Source organism: Pseudomonas sp. 05L36 (genome assembly GCF_056398125.1).
Genome location: NZ_JBFTOU010000007.1, coordinates 177,966 through 200,548, shown reverse-complemented (window position 1 = coordinate 200,548; position 22,583 = coordinate 177,966). Strand labels below are relative to the sequence as shown.

Genomic DNA, 22,583 nt, shown 5'->3' with positions numbered 1-22,583 from the left:
GATGGCAGTGCAGTGTGCAGCAGAAACGGAAGTCGCTCCCCAGGACCGCTTCGATTACTTTTGGAATCAGCGCGGTGAATGGGTGGAGGAACCCAACGTCCGTCGCGGCGGGGAAAGCGGCGTTCAACGCCTGATGGGCAGTGATGGTCAGCTGCTCTACGTCAAGCGCCAGACCGGGCATATCCATCGTAGCTGGCAGCACCCCTTCGGGCGGCCTACGGTACTGCGCGAGCATGCTGCGCTCATCGGTGTGACCGCGCTTGGCGTACGGGTTCCGGAAATCGTTTTCTGCGGCGCACAGCGCGACCCTGTGCACAAGTGGCGTGCCTTGCTGCTCACCAAGTCGCTGGACGGCTTCGAGGAAATCGATCGCTGGTACGCCGGTGGCGGTCGCGAGCGTCATGGTGAAGCCATAAACGACCGAGTGCTCAAGGACCTGGCTGAAAACCTGGCTCGCATGCACAAGGGCCGCTGGCAGCACGGTTGCCTTTACGACAAGCACGTATTCGTTCGCGTGACCGGTGAGGGCGAGACGGCCAAGGTCGAAGTGGCCCTGATCGATCTGGAGAAATGCCGACGGCGTTTGACCGCCAATCGTGCAGCTGTCCATGACTTGAAGCAGTTGCGTCGCCACTCGTCGTTCAGCGCGGCAGACTGGAAAAAGCTGGTCTATTTTTATGAGACGGCGTTTGGCAGCGCCATCAAGGGTTTATAGCGATGAAACTCGAAATTGCACGAGGTTTGTTTCTGGTAGGAGCCTTGGCAGTTGCATCAATCGCGATGGCAACCTGGGAGCAACCGCGCCCCCGGGTTCTCAGCTCGATAAGCGCAGAAGAACATTGTCCATTGCCACGGGTTGCAAAGGCATCCGTGGCCACTCGACCCGATCATGATCTGTTGTTGTTCATGTTCGGACTTTCTCAAGGATTGAGGCCGCAAAATTGAACCGATTGAAGCCCAAATAAAAGGCCTCGCTGATGCGAGGCCTTTTTTTTGCGTGCAGTGTAGGAGCGAGCTTGCTCGCGATGGTCGTTAACGATAGCGCGTATTTACTGGCCAAACGCGGCGCTCTTGAGTCCATCGTCGGAACGCCGCCCGGAGCAAGCTCGCTCCTACAAGTTCATCTGTGTCAGGGTTTATCGGGTTTGGCCAGCAACGTGTAGATGCAGGGCAACACAAACAGGGTGAACAACGTGCCGATCGACATGCCCGTCGCGATGACCGTGCCGATGTCGAACCGGCTGACTGCGCCAGCACCGGTGGCGATGATCAATGGCACCATGCCGAACACCATCGCCGCGGTGGTCATCAAGACCGGTCGCAGCCGGATGGCCGCCGCTTCTTCTACCGCTTCCCGTGCCGTCAGGCCCTTGTCCTTGCGTAGCTGGTTGGCGAACTGGACGATCAGAATGCCGTGCTTGCTGATCAGCCCGATCAACGTCACCAACCCGACCTGGGTGTAGATGTTCATGCTCGACCAACCCAGGAACAGCGGAATCAATGCGCCGCAGATGGACAGGGGCACGGTGACCAGGATCACCAGCGGGTCGCGGAAGCTTTCGAACTGGGCCGCCAGCACCAGGAAAATGATCGCCAGTGCCAAGGCAAAGGTGACCCATAGGGCACTGCCTTCCTGAACGTACTGCCTCGATGCTCCGGCGTAGTCGAAGGCAAAGCCGGCGGGTGCTTCTTCCCGGGCGATCTGGCGCACGAGGTCGATGGCTTCCCCCATGCTCACCAGCGGTACTCCGGACAGGATGGCCGAGTTGAGTTGCTGGAACTGGTTCAGTTGTCGCGGTCGAGCACGGTCGGTGATGGTGATCAGGGTCGACAATGCCAACAGCTCGCCCTTGGTGTTTTTCACGTAGTAATTGTTCAGCCAGTCCGGATTGTCACGGAACGGCCGTTCGACCTGGGCAATGACTTTGTAGCTGCGACCTTCAATGGTGAAACGGTTGATCTCGGCTTCACCCAGCAGGGTCGCCAGGGTTCCCCCCAGATCCTGCATGGAAACCCCCATCTGCGCGGCCTTGGCGCGGTCGATATCCACCACCACTTCCGGCTTGTCGAAGGCCAGGTCAACGTGGACAAACGCAAACTTGCCGGATTCCTTCGCCCGTTTTTTTACCCGGTCGGCCACCTGCAGCAGCAACTCGTAATCGTTGGCGGAGTTGATGACGAACTGGAACGGCACACCTTCGCCGGTGCCCGGCAGGGACGGCAGGTTGAAGCCGAAAATCTGCAACCCCGTGATCTTTTCCAGTTTGGCCTGCACCTTGGGCAGGATCGCCATTTGCGTGCGACTGCGCTCGTTCCACGGCTTGAGCAGGAAACCGCCGATGCCCGATTGCACGCCGTTGAAACCGTTGATCTGGAAGGACGAGTAGTACTCCGGAAACGCCTTGAAGATCGAGATGAACTCGTCGGTGTAGGTGTTCAGGTAGTCGAGGTTGGTCGGTTGCGGGGCGTTGGCTATCATGAAAATGATGCCCTGGTCCTCATCCGGCGCCAGTTCCGATTTGGTGAATTTGAGAAAGACCGGAATCAGGCACAACACGATCACGGCGAACACCAGCACCACCGGCCGGGTGTTTAGGGTGCCGTGAAGCAGGCTCTGGTAGCGGCGCTTGAGTCTTTCGAAAATCATGTCCAGGCGATGGGCCAGGCCACTGGGGTTCTCGTCGTGGCGCAGCAGAAACGCACACATCATCGGCGACAGGGTCAGGGCGACGATACCGGAAATCACCACCGCGCCGGCCAGGGTCAGGGCGAACTCCTTGAACAACGCCCCGGTCAGGCCGGTCAGGAAGCCGATCGGTGCATATACCGCGGCCAGGGTGATGGTCATCGAGACCACCGGCATGGCGATTTCCCGGGCGCCTTCAATGGCGGCGTCGAGCGGTGTCTTGCCTTCCTCGATGTGGCGATGAATGTTTTCCACCACCACGATGGCGTCGTCCACCACCAGGCCGATGGCCAATACCATTGCCAGCAGGGTGAGCAGGTTGATGGAGTACCCCATCATCTGCATGAAGAACATGACGCCGATCATCGACAGCGGGATGGTCACCACCGGGATCACCACCGAACGCAGGGCGCCGAGGAACAGGAACACCACCACGATCACGATCAGCACCGCTTCGAACAGGGTTTTCACCACTTCGTCGATCGAGGCCTGGATGAACAGGGTGGCGTCGTAGGCGATCTCACCCTTGAGGTTCGGCGGTAGCTGGGCCTCCAGGTCTGGCATGATCTTGCGCACTTCCTTGATCACTTCCAGCGGGTTGGCACCGGGCGTCGCCTTGATGCCGATGTACACCGAAGGGGTGCCACCGAACGAGCTGATGGTGTCGTAGTTTTCCGCACCCATTTCCACACGCGCCACATCGCGCAGCAACACACGGCTGTCGCCATCGACCTTGAGCGCAATCGCCCCGAAGGCTTCGGCGGACTTGAGTTCGGTATTGGCGTTGATGCTGGTGACCACGTATTCGCCTTTCACCTCGCCGGCGGCCGAGAGGAAGTTGTACTGGCGCACCGCGTTGGTCACATCGCTGGCACTGAGGCCGAAACCAGAGAGCTTCATCGGGTCCAGCCAGAGGCGCATGGCAAAGACCTGGTTGCCGAGGATCTCAGCTTCGGCCATGCCGGGCAAGGTCGCCAGTTTCGGCTGGATCACCCGCGACAGGTAATCGGTAATCTGCGGGTTGCTCAATTCCTTGCTGAAAAAGCTCATGTACATCAGCACTGACGCATCGGCAGATTGTTTGCTCAGCACCGGGTCTTCAGCGTCCTGGGGCAGCTGGCTCTTGACCTCGTTGGCCTTGGCCAGCAGTTCGGTAAACAGACGGTCGCTGTTTGAGCCGACGCGCGCGTAGATCGAGATCACCGAAAAGTTCTGGCGACTCACCGAGGTCATGTAGTCGATGCCCTCGGCGCTGGCCAGGCTTTGCTGCATCGGTTGGGTGATGTAGCCCTGGATGGTCTCGGCGTTGGCCCCGGGGTAGGCGGTGGTCACCGTGATCAGGGCGTTTTCCATTTGCGGATACTGGCGCAGGGGCAGCTTGCCCCAGGCCTGGAAGCCCAGCAGCACAATCAGCAGGCTGACCACGGTTGCGAGAACCGGGCGGCGGATGAACGGATCGGTAAAAGCCATGGGGATTCCTTGATCAGTCCGCGCGTGGCGGGCTGTTCCGCTCGGCCAGCGTCTTGTCGTCGCTGATGGCAATGTGTGCGCCGTTGTCCAGTTTGAGCTGGCCGGCGGTCACCACTTTCTCGCCGCTCTGCACGCCTTTGGTGATCATCACTTGCCCATCGCGGCGTTCGCCGGTTTCGACAAAACGCCGTTCGGCGATCAGCACCGGCTGGCCCTTGTCGTCCTTTTCCGGGCTGCCATCTTCGGCCTTCTTTGGTACGGCCACATACACCGAGTTGCCGTAGAGCGTGTAGGTAATCGCGCTTTCCGGTACCACGATGCGCGGTTGCGGGTCGGGCAGGAGCACCTGGAGGCTGGCGAACATGCCTGGCATCAACTTGCCATCGGGGTTGGCCAGGGCGGCGCGGACCTGCACGTTACGGGTGCTGTTCTCGACTTTGGGGTTGATTGCACTGATGGTGCCGGGGTACTCCTGGGTCGGATACGCCGCGACAATGACCTGCACTGGCTGGCCGAGAGCAATCTTCGGCACCGACTGCTCGGGCACGAAAAAGTCGACATACAGGCTACTGAGGTCTTGCAGGGTGGCGATCATGGTGCCGCTGGCAAGATAGTCGCCAACGTCTACCTGACGAATGCCGATGGTGCCGCTGAAGGGCGCGACGATGCTTTTTTTGCCGAGCGCAGCCTTGAGTTGATTGACCGTGGCCTTGCTCTTTTTCAGCACCGCCGAAAGCCGGTCGAACTCGCCTTTGGAAATCGCCTGGCTGCCGACCAGTTGGCTACCGCGACCGTAATCGAGCTGTGCCAGCCCGAGGTCGGCCAGAGCAGTTTCCAGCAGGGCACTTTCCACGGCGCTGTCGAGGCGCAGGAGTGGTTGACCGGCCTTGACCTTTTGCCCTGACTCGAACTGCAAATCGATGACGGTGCCATCGGTCTCCAGGCTCAGGTCCACGCCTTGCAATGCCTTGAGCGTGCCAACGCTAGGCAGGCGGGCTTGCCATGGGCGCTCGGTGGCGGTGGCCACGGCAACGCTGATGGCCGGTCTGGGCGCAGAGTAGCCTTGAACCATCGTGTAGATCGAGAAGGCTTTGTACGCGGCCAGGACCAGCACAATCAGTAGAACGACACCCAACATGATCAGCATGCGGCGACGCAGCATATCCAGTTCCTTGGAGAGAATCAGGTGAGACAGCGGGGCACATTACCGGGAGTGTAGAGGGTAATCCAACTGCCGTTTTTACATGTTGTGAGGTATTAGAGGGGTGAAAGCCTGAAAAGATTCGCCGCCTTGGGCCGCGCCTGCGGGATGTTCGTCATCTCGCAGGCGCGGCCCAAGGCGGCGATCTTTTCAATGATTTACGCCATCAGATGCAGATGGTTGTCCCAGAGCCCGGCGGGTAGCTCCAGCGGTTTTGCAACAAGGTTTGTCTGGCGACAGTCGTAGTAGCGGCAGCGACCCTGACCCGAGGTCACGACAAAACCATCGGCCACGGCACCGACCCCGGCGCAATCGGGCAGAGGCGCATCCAGGCGTACTTCACCGCTGTCCAGGTCCCAGATGAAAAAGCGGTTGCCCCGCGGCGCAGTCAACGCCACCAGGCGCAAGTCGCTGTGTACCGCGACGCTGGCGGTGTAGTGCCCCATGGCCTGTAACTGGTGCTCGGGCACCGGGAACGCGACGAAGGGCTGACCGGGCCGCTTGATCGCCAGCAACTCCGACGACTCGTGGGCCGCGCCCATGAACTGCTGGCTGGCGACGATGGTGCCGTCGCTGGCGATGGCCAGATGGCGCACGCTGTTCATCTGCTGGGCGAGGGTTTCCTTGCTCAGCAGGGTGCCGTCACGTTGCATCAGGACCAGGCTCGGTTCCATGGCGTTGAGGTTCATCTCCACCCGGCTTTCGGCCTCCGTGCGAATCCCGCCGTTGGCCACCACCAGGGTTTCGCCATCGGGCATCCACGACACCTGATGGGGACCGAGGCCGTGGGTGGAAATCTCACCGCTGTGCACCAGCCGTTCGCCTTCGAATTTATACACGCCGAGCAGGCCGCGGCCCGGATCGCTGGTGTCGTTTTCGGTGGCGTACAGCCAGTCACCGCTGTGGTGAATGACCGCGTGTCCGTAGAAGTGCCGGTTCGGCTGTGACACCACGGTTTGCAGGAGTGCGCCGTCGCGCAGGTCGATCAGGTAGCTCTCGGTACCTGGACGACGGGCGACAAACAGCGCAATCGGCAGTGTCGGGTGGTTGACGATGTCGTGGCAACGCTGGCCGACCCGGGTGGCGAACACCTGGGAGCCATCCAGGCGATAACCGACGGCGTAATGCTGGCCGTCGGTATCGTCCCGTGCCGACAGCAACAACGGACTCTTGTCCTTTTGCTTGAACAGCTTCCAGCCGCCCAGTGTCACCGCACCCAGCAACAAACTACCCAAGGTCAGAACCTGGCGTCGCAGCATGGAACTTGCCCTCATCAGTCACCGTCGTTGGCGTTGAAGCCCAGTTGGATGCCCAGCGCCTTGGCCAGATCGGCCTCGTGCAGGCGATGGACGACGTTGAGGCTGTCATACAGATCGTTGAGTTGCTGGCGGCCGGCGTCGTCACCGAGCATTTCGGTCAGCGAGCGCTGGTTGCTGGCGAACAGTTTCAGTGAGGCGGCATAGGCGGCATCGATCTTGTCGGCCAACGGTTTCTGCTCGCTCGGCAACAGGCTGCGCAGGCCTTTGTTATCCACACCTTCCCAGACTGTCCTGGCAGCCGCGAGGCTGGCTTCGAGGCTGGTCAGGGACGACTGGCTACGCCATGCATCGGCCTGGAACGGTTGCGGCACACCCTTGGTCTGGCGGCCCATCGGCGTGCCGAGTTTTTTCTTCAGGGTGTCGATGGCCGTGACTTGCACACGCAGCAGATCGGCGATCGCTTCGTGGGAGTCCGCGTAGCGCTGGTTCGGGAATTTGCTCATTTGCGCGAGCATGCCGTCGGTGTTGTTCCAGGTTTGCAGAATGTCTTCGGCCAACTGTTTCTGGCGCTCACCGATGGCGACCAGCAGCGGGCAGTATCTGGCCTTCTGCTCAGCGTTGGCCACGTCAGGCTTGCTGTCGAACAGAATGTATTCGTAGGCCGAAAGACCCTGTACCACAACGCTGGACTTGGCCAGGGCGGCGGCATCGATTTGCGGCTGGGCGGTAACCAGTTGTTCGACCTGACGACCGACCAGGTTTTTCTTGTCCGGCCAGAACTGTACTTGCCACGAACGGTTGCCTTCGGCTAATGGCCCGATCAGCAGCGGTTGCAGTTCGGCCCAGGCTTTTTGCGCGTGCAGGAAATCGGCACGAGCGGTTTCCAGGGTTTCCTTGCCTTCGCAGTAGGCGAGGGCGCTGACCGCCAATTGACGGTCGGCTTCAACCCAGCGGGTGTAGGTCGGCAGGATCACCGACTTGGCGATAGCCGACGACGTGACCGCTTGTGGGTCCTGGGGCGAGCAGGCGCCCAGGGCGAGTGCGGCAAGGCTGGTGAACAACAGTTTGGGACGGAACATGTCGGGCTCCCGCGAGTGGAATACGTGTTAAAGGGAATTCAGGAACGCCAGCAACGCAGCGCGTTGCTCGGCATCGAAAGACAAAACCTGTTGCTGCGCCGCTGTCGCCTCGCCGCCATGCCAGAGCACGGCTTCGAGCAGGTTGCGAGCGCGGCCGTCGTGCAGGAACTGGGTGTGGCCGCTGACCGCCTGTGTCAGGCCGATGCCCCACAATGGCGGGGTACGCCATTGGCGGCCGCTGGCCTGGAATTCGCTACGGTTGTCGGCCAGGCCGTCGCCCATGTCATGCAGCAGCAGATCGCTGTACGGGCGAATCACTTGATTGGCCAGTTCAGGTTCGGCGGCGTTGGCGGCGGTGGTGTATTTCGGGGTGTGACAGGACTGGCAGCCCGCCTGATAAAACAGGGACTTGCCGGCCAGCACTTCAGGTGCGTTGACGTCACGACGGGCTGGTACGGCAAGGTTGCGGCTATAGAACAGCACCAGGCGCAGGATGTTGTCGCTGACATCCGGCTCGCCATTCGGGCCGTTGCCACTGGGTGCCTGTTTGCAAGCCGTTTGCGCGTCCGTGCAGTCATCAAAGGGTCTCAGGCTGGTCGTGAGGCCCATATCACCCGAAAACGCGTGGACATTCTGTTGATTGAGGTTCGGTTGTCCGGCTTTCCAGCCAAATCGTCCCAGAACGGTCTTTTGCCGGGCGTCATCCCAGACCCGGTTCGGGCGTCCGCTGATGCCGTTGTTCGCCTTGGCCTGTGCCTCGGCGTTGGCCAGGATGGCCTCCTCGGGGATCGCTTCGAGCAGACCCAGGCCAATCATCGGTGGCGCCACGCGGGCCGAAAAACGGGTGTCGGGGTGCATCGGGCCGTAGCCCAGCTGGGTGATGTTCAGGCTTGGTTTGCGCAATTCGACTTCGGTGCCGTCCTTGAAGCGAACCGGCACGGGGGTGTAATCGACCCGCACTTTGCCTTCGGGGGCCACGCCGGGTACGGCCATGTCCTGGAACTGACCGCCGTAGACGGGCTCCGGCACCACGCCGAGCTGTTCGATGACCTTGGCATACACCGGGGCGTCGGGAATCGACAGGCGTACCAGCATCGACACGGCGTTCACATCGTCGGGAGTCGGCGGATGGCCGCGGCCGTCCTTGATGTGGCAGCCCTGGCAGGCATTGGTGTTGAACAGTGGACCGAGGCCATCGCGAGCGGTCGTCGTCGATGGCGCGATCACCCAAGGGCTGCGGAAGAAGCTGTTGCCGACGCTGAAATCCACGCGCCGTGACGGCGGCAGATTCGCCGAGGGCATGGAAAACGCATTCTGATCGGTCTTGCGCACCGTCGCACTGCCGCCGGAGCGGGCTTCACCAGGTTCGGCCTGGGTGAATTTCGGGGCGTCATCGCAGGCACTCAGGCCCAGGGCCAGAAACAGTGCGGACAAGCGAAGAGGCAGCGAGGGCATCAGACATCCTGCAAGACGAGCAAAACAAGGGCGCAAAGTCTAACAGGGGATGGGAATTTGAATAAGAGGAATTATCGTTTGCTTGATGTGGGGCAATTGTCGCGGCCAACCCTGAACCCTGTGGGAGCGAGCAGGCTCGCTCCCACAATGGGCTGTGTATGGCAGATATGAAAAAGGCGACCCGAAGGTCGCCTTATTACTCACTCAGCCAGCGTTGATCAGAATTCGTGATCAGCGTTGTCCGGGTTCAGGTCGTTGATGCCCAGTTTGCCTGCAGCGGCTTCGATCGAACCGGTCTGCTTGACCAAGGACGCGATAGCGTCGCGGACGATCTGGTTGCCCGCGGTGTTGCCAGCGGCGATCAACTGGTCGTAGTGCTCACCCTTGTTGGCGTGGTCGACCATGATCTGGATCTTGGCTTCGGTAGCAGCCAGATCGTCTTTCAGTGCGGTGTCAGCAGCCGGATCAGCCTTGGCCACCAGGGACGACAGGCTGGCGCCAGTCATTTTGGTGCCGTCGACACGGGAGTATTCGCCCAGGTACACGTTACGAATGCCCTTGGCATCGTAGAAGTGCGAGTTGTGGGTGTTGTCGCTGAAGCAATCCTGTTCGTCTTCCGGGGAGTTGGCTTCCAGGGAAACCTTCATGCGCTCGCCCGCCAGTTCGCCCAGGGACAGGCTGCCCATGCCGAACAGCATTTTGCGCAGGCCGGTTTCAGCCGGTTCCGCTTCCAGGGTGGCGCGGTAGTTGTCGGCCACGTTTGGCTTCCAGTTACCGACCATTTCTTCCAGGTCGCTGACCAGCAGTTGGGTCACGGCTTTCAGGTAGGCACGACGACGATCGTTGTGACCGCCAGTGGCGCCTTTGCCTTCCAGGTAGTCCGAAGCCGGACGGTTGCCGGCGCCAGGGCCGGTGCCGTTCAGGTCCTGGCCCCAGAGCAGGAATTCGATGGCGTGGTAGCCGGTGGCAACGTTGGCCTCGGAACCGCCCAGCTCGTTCAGGCTGGCGAGTTTTTCCGGGGTGATGTCTTTGACATCGACCTTGTCTTCGCCGATCTGTACTTCAGTGTTGGCGATGATGTTGGCAGTGGCACCCGGGTTGCCCAGGGCGTGTTCGTAGGACTTGTCGACGTAGTCGATCAGGCCTTCGTCCAGCGGCCAGGAGTTCAGCTGACCTTCCCAGTCGTCAACGATGGTGTTACCGAAGCGGAACACTTCGCTCTGCAGGTAAGGCACGCGGGCGGCAACCCAGGCTGCCTTGGCGGCTTTCAGGGTGTCGGCATTCGGCTTGGCGAGGAAGGCGTCGACGGCGGTTTGCAGGGTCTTCGCGGTGGATTCGGCATCGCTGTAAACGGCGAAAACGATGTCGGCGTAATGGGCGACAACGGCTTTGGCGGCGGCTTCGTCGACTTTACCGGCAGCGGCAGGCGCAGCGGCTGGAGCAGCCGCAGTGCTGGCAGCTGGCGCAGGCGCGGCAGCTTTTTCCTGGTCTTTACCTTCGCCGCAACCGGCGAGGGAAATAGCGATGGCCAACAGACTGGCGGTAGCCAGAGGCATACGAATCATGGCGAACATCCTGCTTCGATAAGGGGTGGAGTGGTGCGATGCGCACGCAAAACTGCGACATAATGCAAATCTTTCGCATTATGTGTAAAGGGTTGTACCTGTAAATATTTCTTATTCACTGTAGGAGCGAGCTTGCTCCGGGCGGCGATCCGACGATGGACGTGAACGATGACGCGTTCATTCTGAATGAGCGTGTTGCTCTCAGGTTCATCGCGAGCAAGCTCGCTCCTACAGGGGATTACAAAATAGCGGCATTGCTGCGTTGGGCCTGCTTCAGGTAAACGCCCAGTTCCCGTGCCGGCAGCGGCTTGCTGTAGAGATAGCCCTGACCTTCGTGGCAGCCTTCGGAGATGATGTAGGCCTCTTGCTCGGCGGTTTCCACGCCTTCGGCAATCACCTGCATGCCGAGGCTCTTGCCCAGCTGGATGATGGCCCGAACGATGGTCGCATCGTCGTCGTCATCGAGCAGGTCCTGAACGAAGCTCTTGTCAATCTTGATCTTGTCCAGCGGCAGGCTCTTCAGATAGCTCAAGGATGAATAGCCGGTGCCAAAGTCATCGATGGCGATCAGCGCGCCGGAGCGGCGCAGGCTGAGCAGGTGCTGGGCCGCCGTGCTGATGTCTTCCATCAGACCGGTTTCGGTGACTTCCAGCTCCAGGCTGCGTGGTGGCAGGCGATACATCTGCAGCAGGTTGTTGACCACCCGTGGCAGTTCGGCGTGGTGCAATTGAACCGTGGACAGGTTTACCGCCATGCGCAGGTCGCTGAAGCCCTGGTCATGCCACTCGCGTAATTGTTTGCAGGCCTGGTCAAGCACCCATTCGCCGATGGCAATGATGGTGCCATTCTGTTCGGCCAGCGGGATGAACAGGTCTGGCGGTACCATACCGTGCTCGGGGTGTTGCCAGCGAATCAGGGCTTCGACGCCCACCACGCGGTTGTCGCGATAGCTGATTTGCGGCTGGTAGACGAGGTAGAACTGATTGCGGATCAGGGCATCGCGCAGGTCTTTTTCCAGCTCGCGGCGGCGGCGCATTTCGGTGTCGACGCTGGCGATATAGAACTGATAGCGGTTGCGCGAACGGGTCTTGGCCAGCGTCATGGTCTGCTCGGCCTTTTGCAGCAACTTCTCGGTACTGTCGCCGTCCTCGGGGAACAGAGTGATGCCGATGGTGGCGCGCAGGCGGATCTCCTGATGGTCGAGGGCAAACGCCGCTTCCAGATCATCAAGAATGCTTTGCGCCAGTTCGGCGGCTTCGTAGGGCTGCTCGATATCGGCCTGGACCAGGGCGAACTGGTCGCCACCGAGGCGGGCGAGGGCGCCCAGGCGACCGCTATGACCGCGCAGGCGATCGGCCAGGGCCAGCAACAACTGGTCGCCGGTCTGGTAGCTGAACTGCTCGTTGATGCCCTTGAAGTCATCGAGGCCGACACACAACACCGCGACCCGGCGCTGCAGTTTGCCGGCGTCGATGAGGATCTTGTCCAGTTGCTGCTGCAGTTGCTGCCGGTTCGGCAGTCCCGTCAGGAAATCGTACTGGGACATGCGCAACAGGCTGTTTTCGGCTTCGTGGCGCAGATGGGTATTGCGTTCGATGGATTCGAGCAACTGGTTGGCGGTGTTGATCCAGATGCCCAGTTCGTTTTTCTCGTGGCCCTTGAGCAGCGGAATCTTGTGCTCGCTGGGACGATCCGGATTGATTTCCGTGAGGTGCTCGATGATCCGCGACAGCGGCTTGGTCAGCAGCCAGTGATAGACCAGATACAACACCAGCCCCATGGCGAGCGCGCGCAGTACGCCGGAAATGAAGATGATCACCGAGCTGACAATGAACCCCTGGCCGTAAGTGGCGGTATCGAGGGTGATGCTCAGATCGCCGTAATACTCGCTGTAAGGCCCGCGACCGACCAGTTGGGTGGTGAAGGTGCGTTCCTTGCCAAGAATCGGGTCGGTCAGCCAGCGACTGTGGGAGTGCTGCAACTCGCGGTTTTTTTGCGCGAGCATGGCTTCGTTGGGATGGCCGATGGAGGCCTGGCGCACGGCGTCGTCCTGAAACAGGCCTTCGATGACCTGCATGCCCATTTCCCGGTCCAGGCTATAGACAGCCTGGGTCGAGGGGTCGCGAAACATGTCGAGGATACGCTGGGCATCGCTGGCGACGGCCTGGCGTGTTTTATAGGCATCGAACACAATCTGAGCGCAGCTCAAGACCACGCCGACGATCAATGCCGACAGGAGCACGACCCGCAGCAACTTCACCGACAAGCTGTTCTTGAGTTCCAGCTTCAAAGGGTTATTCCTTGTTCCGTGCGGGTAGCATCAAGTTGCCATGAGTATTGGCAATCCCGTGATGGCAGTCAAAGTGACAATCATCCTTGGGGGATTTTGCCTGCAGCTTGGCCGATTTGCAGTTGTCTTGACGAGTTAGCCTATTAGCACTGTGTCGGTTGTCGAGTCCTTCAACTTGAGGGGCGGGGTGGAGATATTTTCCTTTTGTTTGATGTTAGTCGTCCGCGGCGGGGGAGCAAGGACCAGGGGGCTTGTTTCATCGTCGGGAAATGCCTTGGATTCTGTAGGTTGGTTTGGATATTTAACGGAGTACATATCCATTGCTGCGGTAACGGCGGCTGGCGGTTTCGCCCTTACGGCGAGTCCCTTTTGTCAAACGACCACAAAAGGAACCAAAAAGTCTCGCCCCTTACGTACGGCCCCTCGCTGAGGCTCGGGGTTCCTTCGCTCCGGTGTTCATCCGGGGGCATTGCCCTCCGGTCGGCTTCGCTTCGACCTACATGCAATGAGTTCGACTGCGTCGAACGGCGCTGCGCGCCCATCCCCGGATGAACACCTCCACTCAGCCTGCCGAGGGGGCGGGTGGATCAAGATCAAAAGCTGCAGGCGAGCTAACGCTCGGCCCTGTAGGAGCGAGCTTGCTCGCGATGGACGTCAACGATAACGCGTGCTGCCTGAATGCCCGCGTTGTCCTGGAGTTTTTCGCGAGCAAGCTCGCTCCCACGGGGATCTTCAGTGGCCAGAAGTCCCGACTAAAAACCGGGGGCCCAATGTGAGCGAGCCTGCTCGCGAAGATGGCGGGACAGTCGACATTGCATTTTCAGCCACACCCCAACATATCGTTTCCACACGCCCGCGTGGGAGTGCTGCCAGAGACGCTCCGCGTTACGTTTTTGCGGGTTAGCGGTGTAGGAAAGCGCCAGAAGTTTCCCACGCAGTTTTCAGGTTGCCCGTCGGAAGCGGACTGAATAACCTTTGGTGATCGCTGAAATGCTTCAGCGATCGGGCGTGAGAACCCGCAAGAGAGTGTTAATCCAGCGCCAGTACCACCATAATTGCCGCCAGCTTATCCGCTGCCAGCAATGCTTTATGGCGGCTGTGTGCGGGCAGACCTCGGTCTGGCCGGATTGCTCTCTTGCCGGTTTCTCACTCCGCACATAGCTGCCACCTCTTCGCTCGCGTGAGAAACGGCGAGAGATGGCTCCAATCGATAAGGAGCATATTTTGGATAAGCTAATCCCCGATCCCCCCAGCAGCACCACCAAACCCTACAGCCCCCGCACCATGTTCATGATCGTTCCCGACATGGACACTGAAAGCCTTCTTGCCCACGCCTGTGAATCACTGGCTTCAGCCAATGTCTTGGCGAGTGATTTCGCCACCTACCTGAATGGCCCCCAGCGCAACACAGCGCTGGCCATTTCGCAGATTGTCATGTTGGCGGAGCTGGCGGTGAGTCGCGCGTTGGATAACCTCGATCCGCGGTAGTTCGCAGACTAACCGCGTAATCGTTCTTCGCGAGCAAGCCCGCTCCCACATTTGATCCGTATACGACACGATCTAGTGTGGGAGCGGGCTTGCTCGCGAAGGCGGCCGGATAATTGACACGTTTTTCATTGATGTGGCCACTTTTCGGACTTTCCCGAACTCATAAAAAACCCGGCTAAAAAGCCGGGTTTTCTTGACTGGCGTCGAGCTTAAGCGGTGAAGGTTTTGCCTTCGAACTGCTCAGCCACGAATTTCCAGTTGACCAGGTTCCAGAACGCTTCGACATACTTTGGACGCAGGTTGCGGTAGTCGATGTAGTAAGCGTGTTCCCAGACGTCGCAGGTCAGCAGCGGGGTGTCGCCGTTGGTCAGCGGGTTGCCGGCGCCGATGGTGCTGGCCAGGGCCAGGGAACCGTCAGCCTTCTTCACCAGCCAGCCCCAACCGGAACCGAAGGTGCCGATGGACGTCTTGCTGAACTCTTCCTTGAACTTGTCGAACGAACCGAAAGCCGCGTTGATGGCTTCAGCCAGAGCGCCGGTTGGTTGACCGCCGGCGTTTGGCGCCAGGCAGTTCCAGTAGAAAGTGTGGTTCCAGACCTGAGCGGCGTTGTTGAAGATACCGCCCGAGGAAGTCTTGACGATTTCTTCCAGGGTCTTGCCTTCGAACTCGGTGCCTGGCACCAGGTTGTTCAGGTTCACGACGTAGGTGTTGTGGTGCTTGTCGTGGTGGAACTCCAGGGTTTCCTTGGAGATGTGCGGCTGCAGGGCATCGTGTGCGTACGGCAGTGGCGGCAATTCGAAAGCCATGATGATTCTCCTAATCAGGTCAGTTGCGGTGAGCGCAAGGCCGATCACGGGCGGCCAGACAAGCGCCGGGGAGTTTGTACTCTTTGCGGCGCAGGGAGTCGGATCATAGCACCGGGGGGGCGGCATAACCACGCAACAACTGTGTGGAATAGAGGTTCCGCGAATCAGCTGGCCGCGATCAACTGGAGCGCTACGGCAAACATCATCATAGCCACCAACAGATCGAGAATTCGCCAGGTGCTGGGGCGGGCGAGCCACGGTGCCAGCCATGCCGCACCGAGCGCCAGGGTGAAAAACCAAAGCAGCGAGGCGCTGGCCGCGCCGACGACATAAGCGCCGGGCTCGGTTTGTTGGGCGCCCAGGGAGCCAATCAGCAAAACGGTGTCCAGATAAACGTGCGGGTTGAGCAACGTCACTGCCAGCGCGCTGAGCATGACCGCCCGCAGCGAGCGTACGGTCTGGCCTTCGCCCTGCTCAAGGCTCTGCTTCGAAAAAGCCCGACGCAGCGCCTGGCTGCCGTACCACAACAGGAACGCTGCGCCGCCCCAACGGGCGATGGCCAACAGCGTCGGATTCTGCGCCAGCACCGTCGCCAGGCCAAATACCCCGGCGGCCACCAACAGGGCATCGCAGGCCACGCAGAGCGCCGCCACCGGCAGGTGATGTTCACGCCGCAGGCTTTGCGCCAGGACAAACGCATTCTGGGTGCCGATCGCCATGATCAGGCCGAAGGCCACGAGCAGCCCGTTCACATAACTTTGCCACATGATTATTTACTCCGCGTTGGCTGCCAGATCCCGCAGCACCTGCAGGGCACGGTCGGCGTCGGCCTGGCCGACAAACAAATGGTCGTGGTAGTAGCCGGCAATCACGTTGCAGCTGATTCCGGCCTGGCCCAATGCCGTGGCGAACGCGGCGGTCAGGCCGACGGCGTCGAGGGCCGAATGTACGTTCAAGGTGATCCAGGCGGCGATGTAGTCAAAGCTGAAACCGGCTTTTTCGGCGTGGGAGCGTTCGAGAATCACGGTCAGGCCTTCCTGCTCGCGGAAGCTGCCGACAATCTCCAGATCCTTGGGCAACTTGCCGTCACGCAGGGTGCAGAACACGTATTCGCCGGCGTTGAGTTGCGGGCTCATACTGCGCAGCAGCGTTGCCAATGAAGTTTCGCCAGCCATGTGGGTGATCCTTGTTCAAGAGTTCTTGCTGGTCATTGTCCTTGTGAAGGCTGTATAAGAAAAACCAATCTTGCTGATCGCTCATTAGGAAAACTGATGTTCGACTATAAATTGCTTTCTGCCCTGGCCGCCGTGGTTGAACAGGCCGGTTTTGAACGGGCGGCCCAAGTGCTGGGCCTGTCGCAATCGGCAATTTCCCAACGTATCAAACTACTGGAAGCGCGGGTCGGCCAACCGGTACTGGTGCGGACTACACCGCCAACGCCGACGGAAATCGGTCGACGGCTGCTCAACCACGTGCAGCAGGTGCGCTTGCTTGAACGGGATTTGCAAAGCCTGGTGCCGGCGCTGGATGAAGAGGGCCTGCCGGAGCGCCTGCGGATCGCCCTGAACGCCGACAGCCTGGCCACTTGGTGGGCGCAGGCCGTGGGGGCGTTTTGCGCGGAACAGCATCTGTTGATGGATCTGGTGGTCGAAGACCAGACCGTCGGCCTCAAGCGCATGCGCGCCGGTGAAGTGGCGGCCTGCGTCTGCGCCAGCGAGCGCCCGGTGGCGGGTGCGCGCAGCGTGCTGCTAGGGGCCATGCGTTACCGGGCACTGGCCAGCCCCGCCTTTATTGCCCGGCACTTTCCGCAGGGCGTACGGGCCGATCAGTTGGCCCGCACCCCGGCGCTGGTGTTTGGCCCGGACGATTTCCTGCAGCATCGGTACCTTGCGTCCCTCGGCGTCGAGGGCGGTTTCGAACACCATTTATGCCCGTCCTCCGAAGGTTTCATTCGTCTGACGGAAGCCGGGCTGGGTTGGGGGCTGGTTCCGGAACTGCAGGTACGCGAGCAACTGGAAAGGGGCGTATTGCAGGAGCTGCTGCCAGATAAGCCGATCGATGTGCCGTTGTACTGGCATCATTGGCGTAATGGCGGCCAGCTGCTGGGGCTGCTCACCGATCAATTGGTACGCGCATCGAAGCAATGGCTGGTGCCCTTGGACTGACGCGCAGCGTCAAGACCTCACGTAATACGCAAAACGAAAAATTCGGAGCAATTCATGAAGATTCTGGTTACCGGCGCAAGCGGCTTCATCGGCGGGCGCTTTGCGCGTTTTGCCCTGGAGCAGGGCCTGGACGTGCGGGTCAACGGTCGCCGGGCCGAGAGTGTGGAGCATCTGGTACGCCGGGGAGCCGAGTTCATCCAGGGTGACTTGAGCGACCCGGAACTGGCTCGCGAACTGTGTTCGGACGTCGAGGCCGTGGTGCATTGCGCCGGTGCCGTCGGTTTGTGGGGGCGTTATCAGGACTTCCATCAGGGCAATGTCCAGGTCACTGAGAACGTGGTCGAGGCCTGCCTGAAGCAACGGGTACGGCGGCTGGTGCATTTGTCGTCGCCGTCGATCTACTTCGATGGTCGCGATCACCAGGGCCTGAGCGAAGAACAGGTGCCCAAACGCTTCAAGCACCCTTACGCCGCCACTAAGTACCTGGCCGAGCAAAAAGTCTTCGGCGCCCAGGAGTTCGGCCTCGAAACCCTGGCCCTGCGCCCGCGTTTCGTCACCGGGGCCGGCGACATGAGCATCTTTCCGCGCCTGTTGAACATGCAGCGCAAGGGGCGCCTGGCGATCATCGGCAACGGTCTGAACAAAGTTGATTTCACCAGCGTGCAAAACCTCAACGAAGCGTTGCTCAGCAGTTTGCTGGCCAGCGGTTCCGCGTTGGGCAAGGCTTATAACATCAGCAACGGCACGCCGATTCCGTTGTGGGACGTGGTCAATTACGTCATGCGCAACATGGAGGTTCCACAGGTAACCCGTCACCGTTCCTACGGTCTGGCCTACAGCGTGGCGGCGCTCAACGAGGGTGTGTGCAAGTTGTGGCCGGGGCGTCCCGAGCCGACGCTGTCGCGTCTGGGCATGCAGGTCATGAACAAAAATTTCACCCTGGACATCAGCCGCGCCCGGCATTATCTGGATTACGATCCCAAGGTCAGCCTCTGGACGGCCCTCGATGAGTTCTGTGGCTGGTGGAAGGCCCAGGATATTCGCTGATGCCCGAACAACGACTCCTTACTGAACCGGATACGGGGCTTGGGGGTCAATGGTTACGGCTGTGGGGTTTATACTGCGCGGCATAAAGCCATCGTTTGTTTCACTAAGGTTGATTCAATGTCTATGCGTAATGATGCCAACGACGACTTCGACGAAGTACCGAGCCTGCGTGCAGATGTTCTCGACGACGACTTTCCACCCACTGCCCGCACGGTCGCGCATTCGCGCACGGCGCCGGTGGTGAGGGTCAAGGCGGCGAGCACTGGCCCACTGTGGGCGTTGGTCGGGGCGTTGATCTTTGCGTTCGCGGGCCTGGCCTGGTGGAGTTTTCAGCAGATTTCCCTGATGGAACAGCAATTGGTGGCGACCCAGGAAAGTTTCGCGCGGATCAGTGAGGAAGCGGCTGGGCGCCTGCAGGACATTTCCGGAAAGGTCGTTGCCAGCCAGACCAGTGTCACCACCGACAGCGAGGCCTTGAAGCTGCAAATCCGCCAGCTGGAAAGCAAACTCAAGGACCAGGGCGCCCAGCAGCAAGGTGTTGCCGGCCAGGCCTCGGATCTGGACAAGCGACTGGCACAAATGACCGCGCAATCCACCGAACTGGACAAACGCCTGGCGCAGTTGACTGTCCAGGACACCGAGCATCAGACGGCCAATATGCAGTTGCAGGCCCAGGTCAAAGCCTTGAGCGCTGAATTGGCCGCCTTGAAAAGTACACCGTCCGACTCGGAAAAACTCGACGCACAGCTGAAAAGCCTGGGCGCCGACATTACCGCGCTGAAAAAGCAAGGCAACCCGAGCGCTGCCATCGAGCGTCTCGAGCAAGACATGATCGTGCTCAAGAGCCAGCAGGACAACCGTCCGGCCGCCGCACAGGGTTCGACCAACACTGCCGAGTTCGATGCCTTCCGCAGCCAGGTCACCCGCAACATCAATACCCTTCAGGCGCAGATCCAGAACCTTCAGCAGCAACTGCGCGCCCGGCAGTAATCGCCTGCATGCGGATCTTACTGATTAGGCTGAATGCCATGTTGCGGGACGGCACCGAATAGCGGTGACGAGTGGCATGGTGAAGACAGTTGCTCCCACAAGGACCATGCAAATCCTGTGGGAGCGGCGGTGAGGCGATCCGACTTGCCCGCGATGAAGGCAACGCGCGTCTACCTACCGAACCTTGTCCTCGCGCCCGCGCAACAACATGTTCGGCATGGCAATCGCTGCCGCCAGCCCCAGCAGCGACACCACAGCGCTGACCGTCAGCAAGTGCCGGAACGTCAACAACAACTCGGCACGCAAGGCGTTCTGCGCGTCACCCGGTGCGGCGTTCAACCCGTCCAGCAACACATTCCCCGAACTGCCTTCGGCAATCAGCGACGAGCCGGCCAGGTGCGCAAAACTCGAATCCTGCAACAACGCCAACAGCAGTGCCGACATCAACGCCACGCCGACCGCACCACCCAGCGAACGGAACAGATTGGTGGTGCTGGTGGCCACGCCGATATCCCGCTGGTCCACCGAGTTCTGCGTGCCGACCAATGACGTCGGGAACTGCATGCCGGAGGCAATCCCGCAGAGCAGCATGAACAGGCTGCTCAAGACGAACGCCTGCGGTGGGCTGAACGCCATGCCAAGAATCGCGATGGGCATCAGCGCAGCACCGGTGAGGATCATCGGTTTGTAGCGCCCGGTCACGGAAGTACGGCGGCCGGCGAAATACGCGCCAATCGGCAAGCCCATGGCCAGCGGCAACAGATGCAGGGCGGCACTGTCGGCACCGGCGCCGGTGACGCTCTGGAAGCGCAGCGGCATCAATACGATCAGCGAGATGGCCTGGAAACTGGTGAAGAAAATCGTGCACCAGCACAGGATCGCGTTGCGGTTGGCAAACAGGTGCATGGGCAACAACGGCTCCCGTGCCCGCCGCTCGTGAACGACAAACAGCCCCAACACCAGCACTGCACAAGCGAGCAGCGCCAGCACTTCGGCACTGCGCCACGAATGGCCCTGACCGACCTGCGTGATGCCCAGTAACAACGCCGTCAGCCCGATGATCATCAGCACGGTGCCCAGGTAATCGATGATCGGTTTGCGTTGCGGAATCGGCAGGCCTACCAGCGTGCGGTCAGCCACCAGCCAGGCGCCCAGGCCCAGTGGCAGGTTGATCAAAAACACCCAGCGCCAGGACAGGTATTCGGTCATGTAGCCGCCAAGCACCGGGCCGGCCACGCTGGCCACCGCGTACATGCTGCTGAAATAGCCCTGATAACGACCGCGCTCCCGTGGCGGCACGATGTCGCCGATGATCGCCTGGCTCACCGAGATCATCCCGCCGGCCCCGATGCCTTGGAGGATCCGCGCCAGCACCAGTTGCTCCATGCTCTGGGCCATGCCGCAGAACACTGACGCCAGGGTGAACAGGCCCATGCCGAACAACATCAGCTTGCGCCGCCCGTACAGGTCGCCCAGTTTGCCGTAGATCGGCACCGCCACGGTCATGGCCACCATGTAGCCGGAAATCACCCAGGCCAGCAGGCTGACGTCCTTGAATTGTGCGGAAATGGCCGGCATCGAAACGGCGACGATGGTCTGGTCCAGCGCCCCGAGAAAGATCGCCAGCATCAGCGCGATCAGCACGCTGCGGATGGCGGGTTTGGGCATTTCAGGCTGGTGGAGATTGGTCACGGGAAAACCTGCGGGCAGTGATTGACCCGCAAGTAGCAAGGCGAGCGGGGATGCTCGTCAGTGTAAGTCGATAGGAAGCTATTCGATAGCCTCATAAGGAAGCCCGACGTAGTTTTCTGCAATGGTCTTGCGACCCGCCTCGGAGTCGATGAAATACTCCAGTTCCGACTCGGCAATGCGCTGACTGAAGGCATCGTGATCATCGAAACGGTGCAGCATCGAGGTCATCCACCAGGAAAAGCGCTCGGCCTTCCACACCCGACGCAGGCAGATCTCCGAATATTTCTCCAGCAAATCGGCGCGATTTTCGCGGTAAACCTTGAGCAGGATGTTGAACAGCGTACTGACGTCACTGGCCGCCAGGTTCAAGCCCTTGGCGCCGGTGGGCGGGACGATGTGCGCGGCATCGCCGACCAGGAACATCCGCCCGTACTGCATGGGTTCGACCACGAAGCTGCGCAGCGGCGCAATGCTTTTTTCGATGGACGGGCCGGTGACCAGTTTGTCCGCCAACTGTTGTGGCAGTCGCGACTTGAGTTCGTCCCAGAAGCGTTGATCCGACCAGTTATCCACATGATCGCTGGTAGGCACTTGCAGGTAGTAACGGGTGCGCGTCGACGAGCGCATGCTGCACAGGGCAAAACCACGCTCGTGACGGGCGTAGACCAGTTCTTCGTGGACCGGCGGAGTATCGGCCAGGATCCCGAGCCAGCCGAACGGATAGATCCGTTCGAAGACTTTCAGGCTGTCGGCGGGAATCGATTGCCGCGCCACTCCATGGAAGCCGTCGCAACCGGCGATGTAGTCGCAATCGAGACGATACAGCTCGCCGTCCTGCTCAAAAGTGACAAACGCTTCATCGGTTTTCAGGCCGTGGGGAACGACGCTGTCGGCTTGATAAATCGTCTGTGCGCCGGCCTCCCGACGAGCGGCCATCAGGTCGCGGGTGACTTCGGTCTGGCCGTAGATCATCACGGTTTTGCCAGCCGTCAGGGCGTGCAGATCGATATGTACCCGGCGCCCGTCGAGGGCCAGTTCGAAGCCGCCATGCACCAGTCCCTCGGCGTCCATGCGCTGACTCACGCCGGCCTGGCGCAACAGCTCTACCATGCCTTGTTCAAGCACGCCGGCGCGGATCCGGCCGAGCACATAGTCCGGGGTCTGGCGTTCCAGAATGACGGTGTCGATACCGGCGTTGTGCAGCAATTGGCCGAGCAACAGGCCTGAAGGGCCGGCACCAATGATGGCGACTTGGGTTTTTAGCGTTTTCATTGTTGTTATGACTCGCAAGCTTCACGCGACCAGGGCCGGTGAATGATTTTTATGGATCGAGTGCTTGCATTTTTCCCTTGCGAGTCTGTCAATTGAAGGTGAAAACTGAGCCGATACC

General features: G+C 60.4%; 18 protein-coding genes. 6 read left to right on the top strand and 12 right to left on the bottom strand.

What is annotated here, in order from left to right; genetic code table 11:
• Position 1: 1 nt before the first annotated feature.
• Both AC1DKH_RS10650 and AC1DKH_RS10645 read left to right on the top strand, forming a co-directional pair.
• Entirely contained in the window at positions 2 to 715 is a 714-nt protein-coding gene (locus AC1DKH_RS10650) for a lipopolysaccharide kinase InaA family protein (RefSeq protein WP_477752684.1), read from the top strand.
• 2 nt (positions 716 to 717) lie between these two features.
• Positions 718 to 945: a hypothetical protein gene (locus AC1DKH_RS10645; protein WP_477752683.1), complete on the top strand. Its 228-nt coding sequence runs from the start codon at positions 718 to 720 to the stop codon at positions 943 to 945.
• Between the two features lie 184 nt (positions 946 to 1,129).
• On the opposite strand, the gene AC1DKH_RS10640 is transcribed toward AC1DKH_RS10645, so the two are convergent.
• The 7 genes from AC1DKH_RS10640 to AC1DKH_RS10610 form a co-directional block, all read right to left on the bottom strand.
• On the bottom strand, positions 1,130 to 4,156 hold the full coding sequence (locus AC1DKH_RS10640; RefSeq protein WP_477798133.1) for a multidrug efflux RND transporter permease subunit: 3,027 nt from the start codon (positions 4,154 to 4,156) through the stop codon (positions 1,130 to 1,132).
• A 13-nt stretch (positions 4,157 to 4,169) separates the two neighbouring features.
• On the bottom strand, positions 4,170 to 5,318 hold the full coding sequence (locus AC1DKH_RS10635; RefSeq protein WP_477752681.1) for an efflux RND transporter periplasmic adaptor subunit: 1,149 nt from the start codon (positions 5,316 to 5,318) through the stop codon (positions 4,170 to 4,172).
• Positions 5,319 to 5,515: 197 nt separating this feature from the next.
• Positions 5,516 to 6,616: a DUF1513 domain-containing protein gene (locus tag AC1DKH_RS10630; protein ID WP_477798132.1), complete on the bottom strand. Its 1,101-nt coding sequence runs from the start codon at positions 6,614 to 6,616 to the stop codon at positions 5,516 to 5,518.
• A gap of 14 nt (positions 6,617 to 6,630) precedes the next feature.
• Positions 6,631 to 7,695: an imelysin family protein gene (locus AC1DKH_RS10625; RefSeq protein WP_477798131.1), complete on the bottom strand. Its 1,065-nt coding sequence runs from the start codon at positions 7,693 to 7,695 to the stop codon at positions 6,631 to 6,633.
• 27 nt (positions 7,696 to 7,722) lie between these two features.
• Positions 7,723 to 9,150: a di-heme oxidoreductase family protein gene (locus AC1DKH_RS10620; protein WP_477798130.1), complete on the bottom strand. Its 1,428-nt coding sequence runs from the start codon at positions 9,148 to 9,150 to the stop codon at positions 7,723 to 7,725.
• Between the two features lie 218 nt (positions 9,151 to 9,368).
• A complete protein-coding gene (locus tag AC1DKH_RS10615) occupies positions 9,369 to 10,715 on the bottom strand; it encodes an imelysin family protein (RefSeq protein WP_477752677.1) in 1,347 nt (448 codons plus the stop codon).
• Between the two features lie 238 nt (positions 10,716 to 10,953).
• Positions 10,954 to 13,005, bottom strand: a complete 2,052-nt coding sequence (locus AC1DKH_RS10610) for a putative bifunctional diguanylate cyclase/phosphodiesterase (protein ID WP_477760086.1) — start codon at positions 13,003 to 13,005, stop codon at positions 10,954 to 10,956.
• 1,224 nt (positions 13,006 to 14,229) lie between these two features.
• Here AC1DKH_RS10610 and AC1DKH_RS10605 point away from each other — a divergent pair.
• Positions 14,230 to 14,493 carry a DUF6124 family protein gene (locus AC1DKH_RS10605; RefSeq protein ID WP_442097086.1) on the top strand — a complete coding sequence of 88 codons (264 nt, stop codon included), beginning with the start codon at positions 14,230 to 14,232 and terminating at the stop codon, positions 14,491 to 14,493.
• 209 nt (positions 14,494 to 14,702) lie between these two features.
• Here AC1DKH_RS10605 and AC1DKH_RS10600 read toward each other — a convergent pair whose 3' ends face one another.
• The 3 genes from AC1DKH_RS10600 to AC1DKH_RS10590 form a co-directional block, all read right to left on the bottom strand.
• Complete coding sequence (locus AC1DKH_RS10600) at positions 14,703 to 15,299, bottom strand: superoxide dismutase (protein WP_008022038.1); 597 nt, start codon at positions 15,297 to 15,299, stop codon at positions 14,703 to 14,705.
• Between the two features lie 164 nt (positions 15,300 to 15,463).
• A complete protein-coding gene (locus AC1DKH_RS10595) occupies positions 15,464 to 16,066 on the bottom strand; it encodes a LysE/ArgO family amino acid transporter (protein WP_347908734.1) in 603 nt (200 codons plus the stop codon).
• A gap of 6 nt (positions 16,067 to 16,072) precedes the next feature.
• Positions 16,073 to 16,474 (bottom strand): ACT domain-containing protein, encoded by a 402-nt coding sequence (locus AC1DKH_RS10590; protein WP_477752674.1) that lies wholly within the window; start codon positions 16,472 to 16,474, stop codon positions 16,073 to 16,075.
• A 96-nt stretch (positions 16,475 to 16,570) separates the two neighbouring features.
• Between AC1DKH_RS10590 and AC1DKH_RS10585 the strand changes: the two genes are divergently transcribed.
• From AC1DKH_RS10585 to AC1DKH_RS10575, 3 genes are all read left to right on the top strand, one after another.
• Positions 16,571 to 17,464 carry a LysR family transcriptional regulator ArgP gene (locus AC1DKH_RS10585; protein ID WP_477752673.1) on the top strand — a complete coding sequence of 298 codons (894 nt, stop codon included), beginning with the start codon at positions 16,571 to 16,573 and terminating at the stop codon, positions 17,462 to 17,464.
• A 54-nt stretch (positions 17,465 to 17,518) separates the two neighbouring features.
• Positions 17,519 to 18,511, top strand: coding sequence for an NAD-dependent epimerase/dehydratase family protein (locus AC1DKH_RS10580; protein WP_477752672.1), 993 nt, complete (start codon positions 17,519 to 17,521; stop codon positions 18,509 to 18,511).
• Positions 18,512 to 18,628: 117 nt separating this feature from the next.
• The gene (locus AC1DKH_RS10575; RefSeq protein WP_477798129.1) at positions 18,629 to 19,501 is read left to right on the top strand and encodes an ATPase; all 873 of its coding nucleotides are present in this window, start codon (positions 18,629 to 18,631) and stop codon (positions 19,499 to 19,501) included.
• A 174-nt stretch (positions 19,502 to 19,675) separates the two neighbouring features.
• On the opposite strand, the gene AC1DKH_RS10570 is transcribed toward AC1DKH_RS10575, so the two are convergent.
• Positions 19,676 to 21,193 carry an MDR family MFS transporter gene (locus AC1DKH_RS10570; RefSeq protein WP_477798128.1) on the bottom strand — a complete coding sequence of 506 codons (1,518 nt, stop codon included), beginning with the start codon at positions 21,191 to 21,193 and terminating at the stop codon, positions 19,676 to 19,678.
• A 78-nt stretch (positions 21,194 to 21,271) separates the two neighbouring features.
• A complete protein-coding gene (gene pobA / locus AC1DKH_RS10565; RefSeq protein ID WP_477798127.1) occupies positions 21,272 to 22,465 on the bottom strand; it encodes a 4-hydroxybenzoate 3-monooxygenase in 1,194 nt (397 codons plus the stop codon).
• Positions 22,466 to 22,583: the final 118 nt, after the last annotated feature.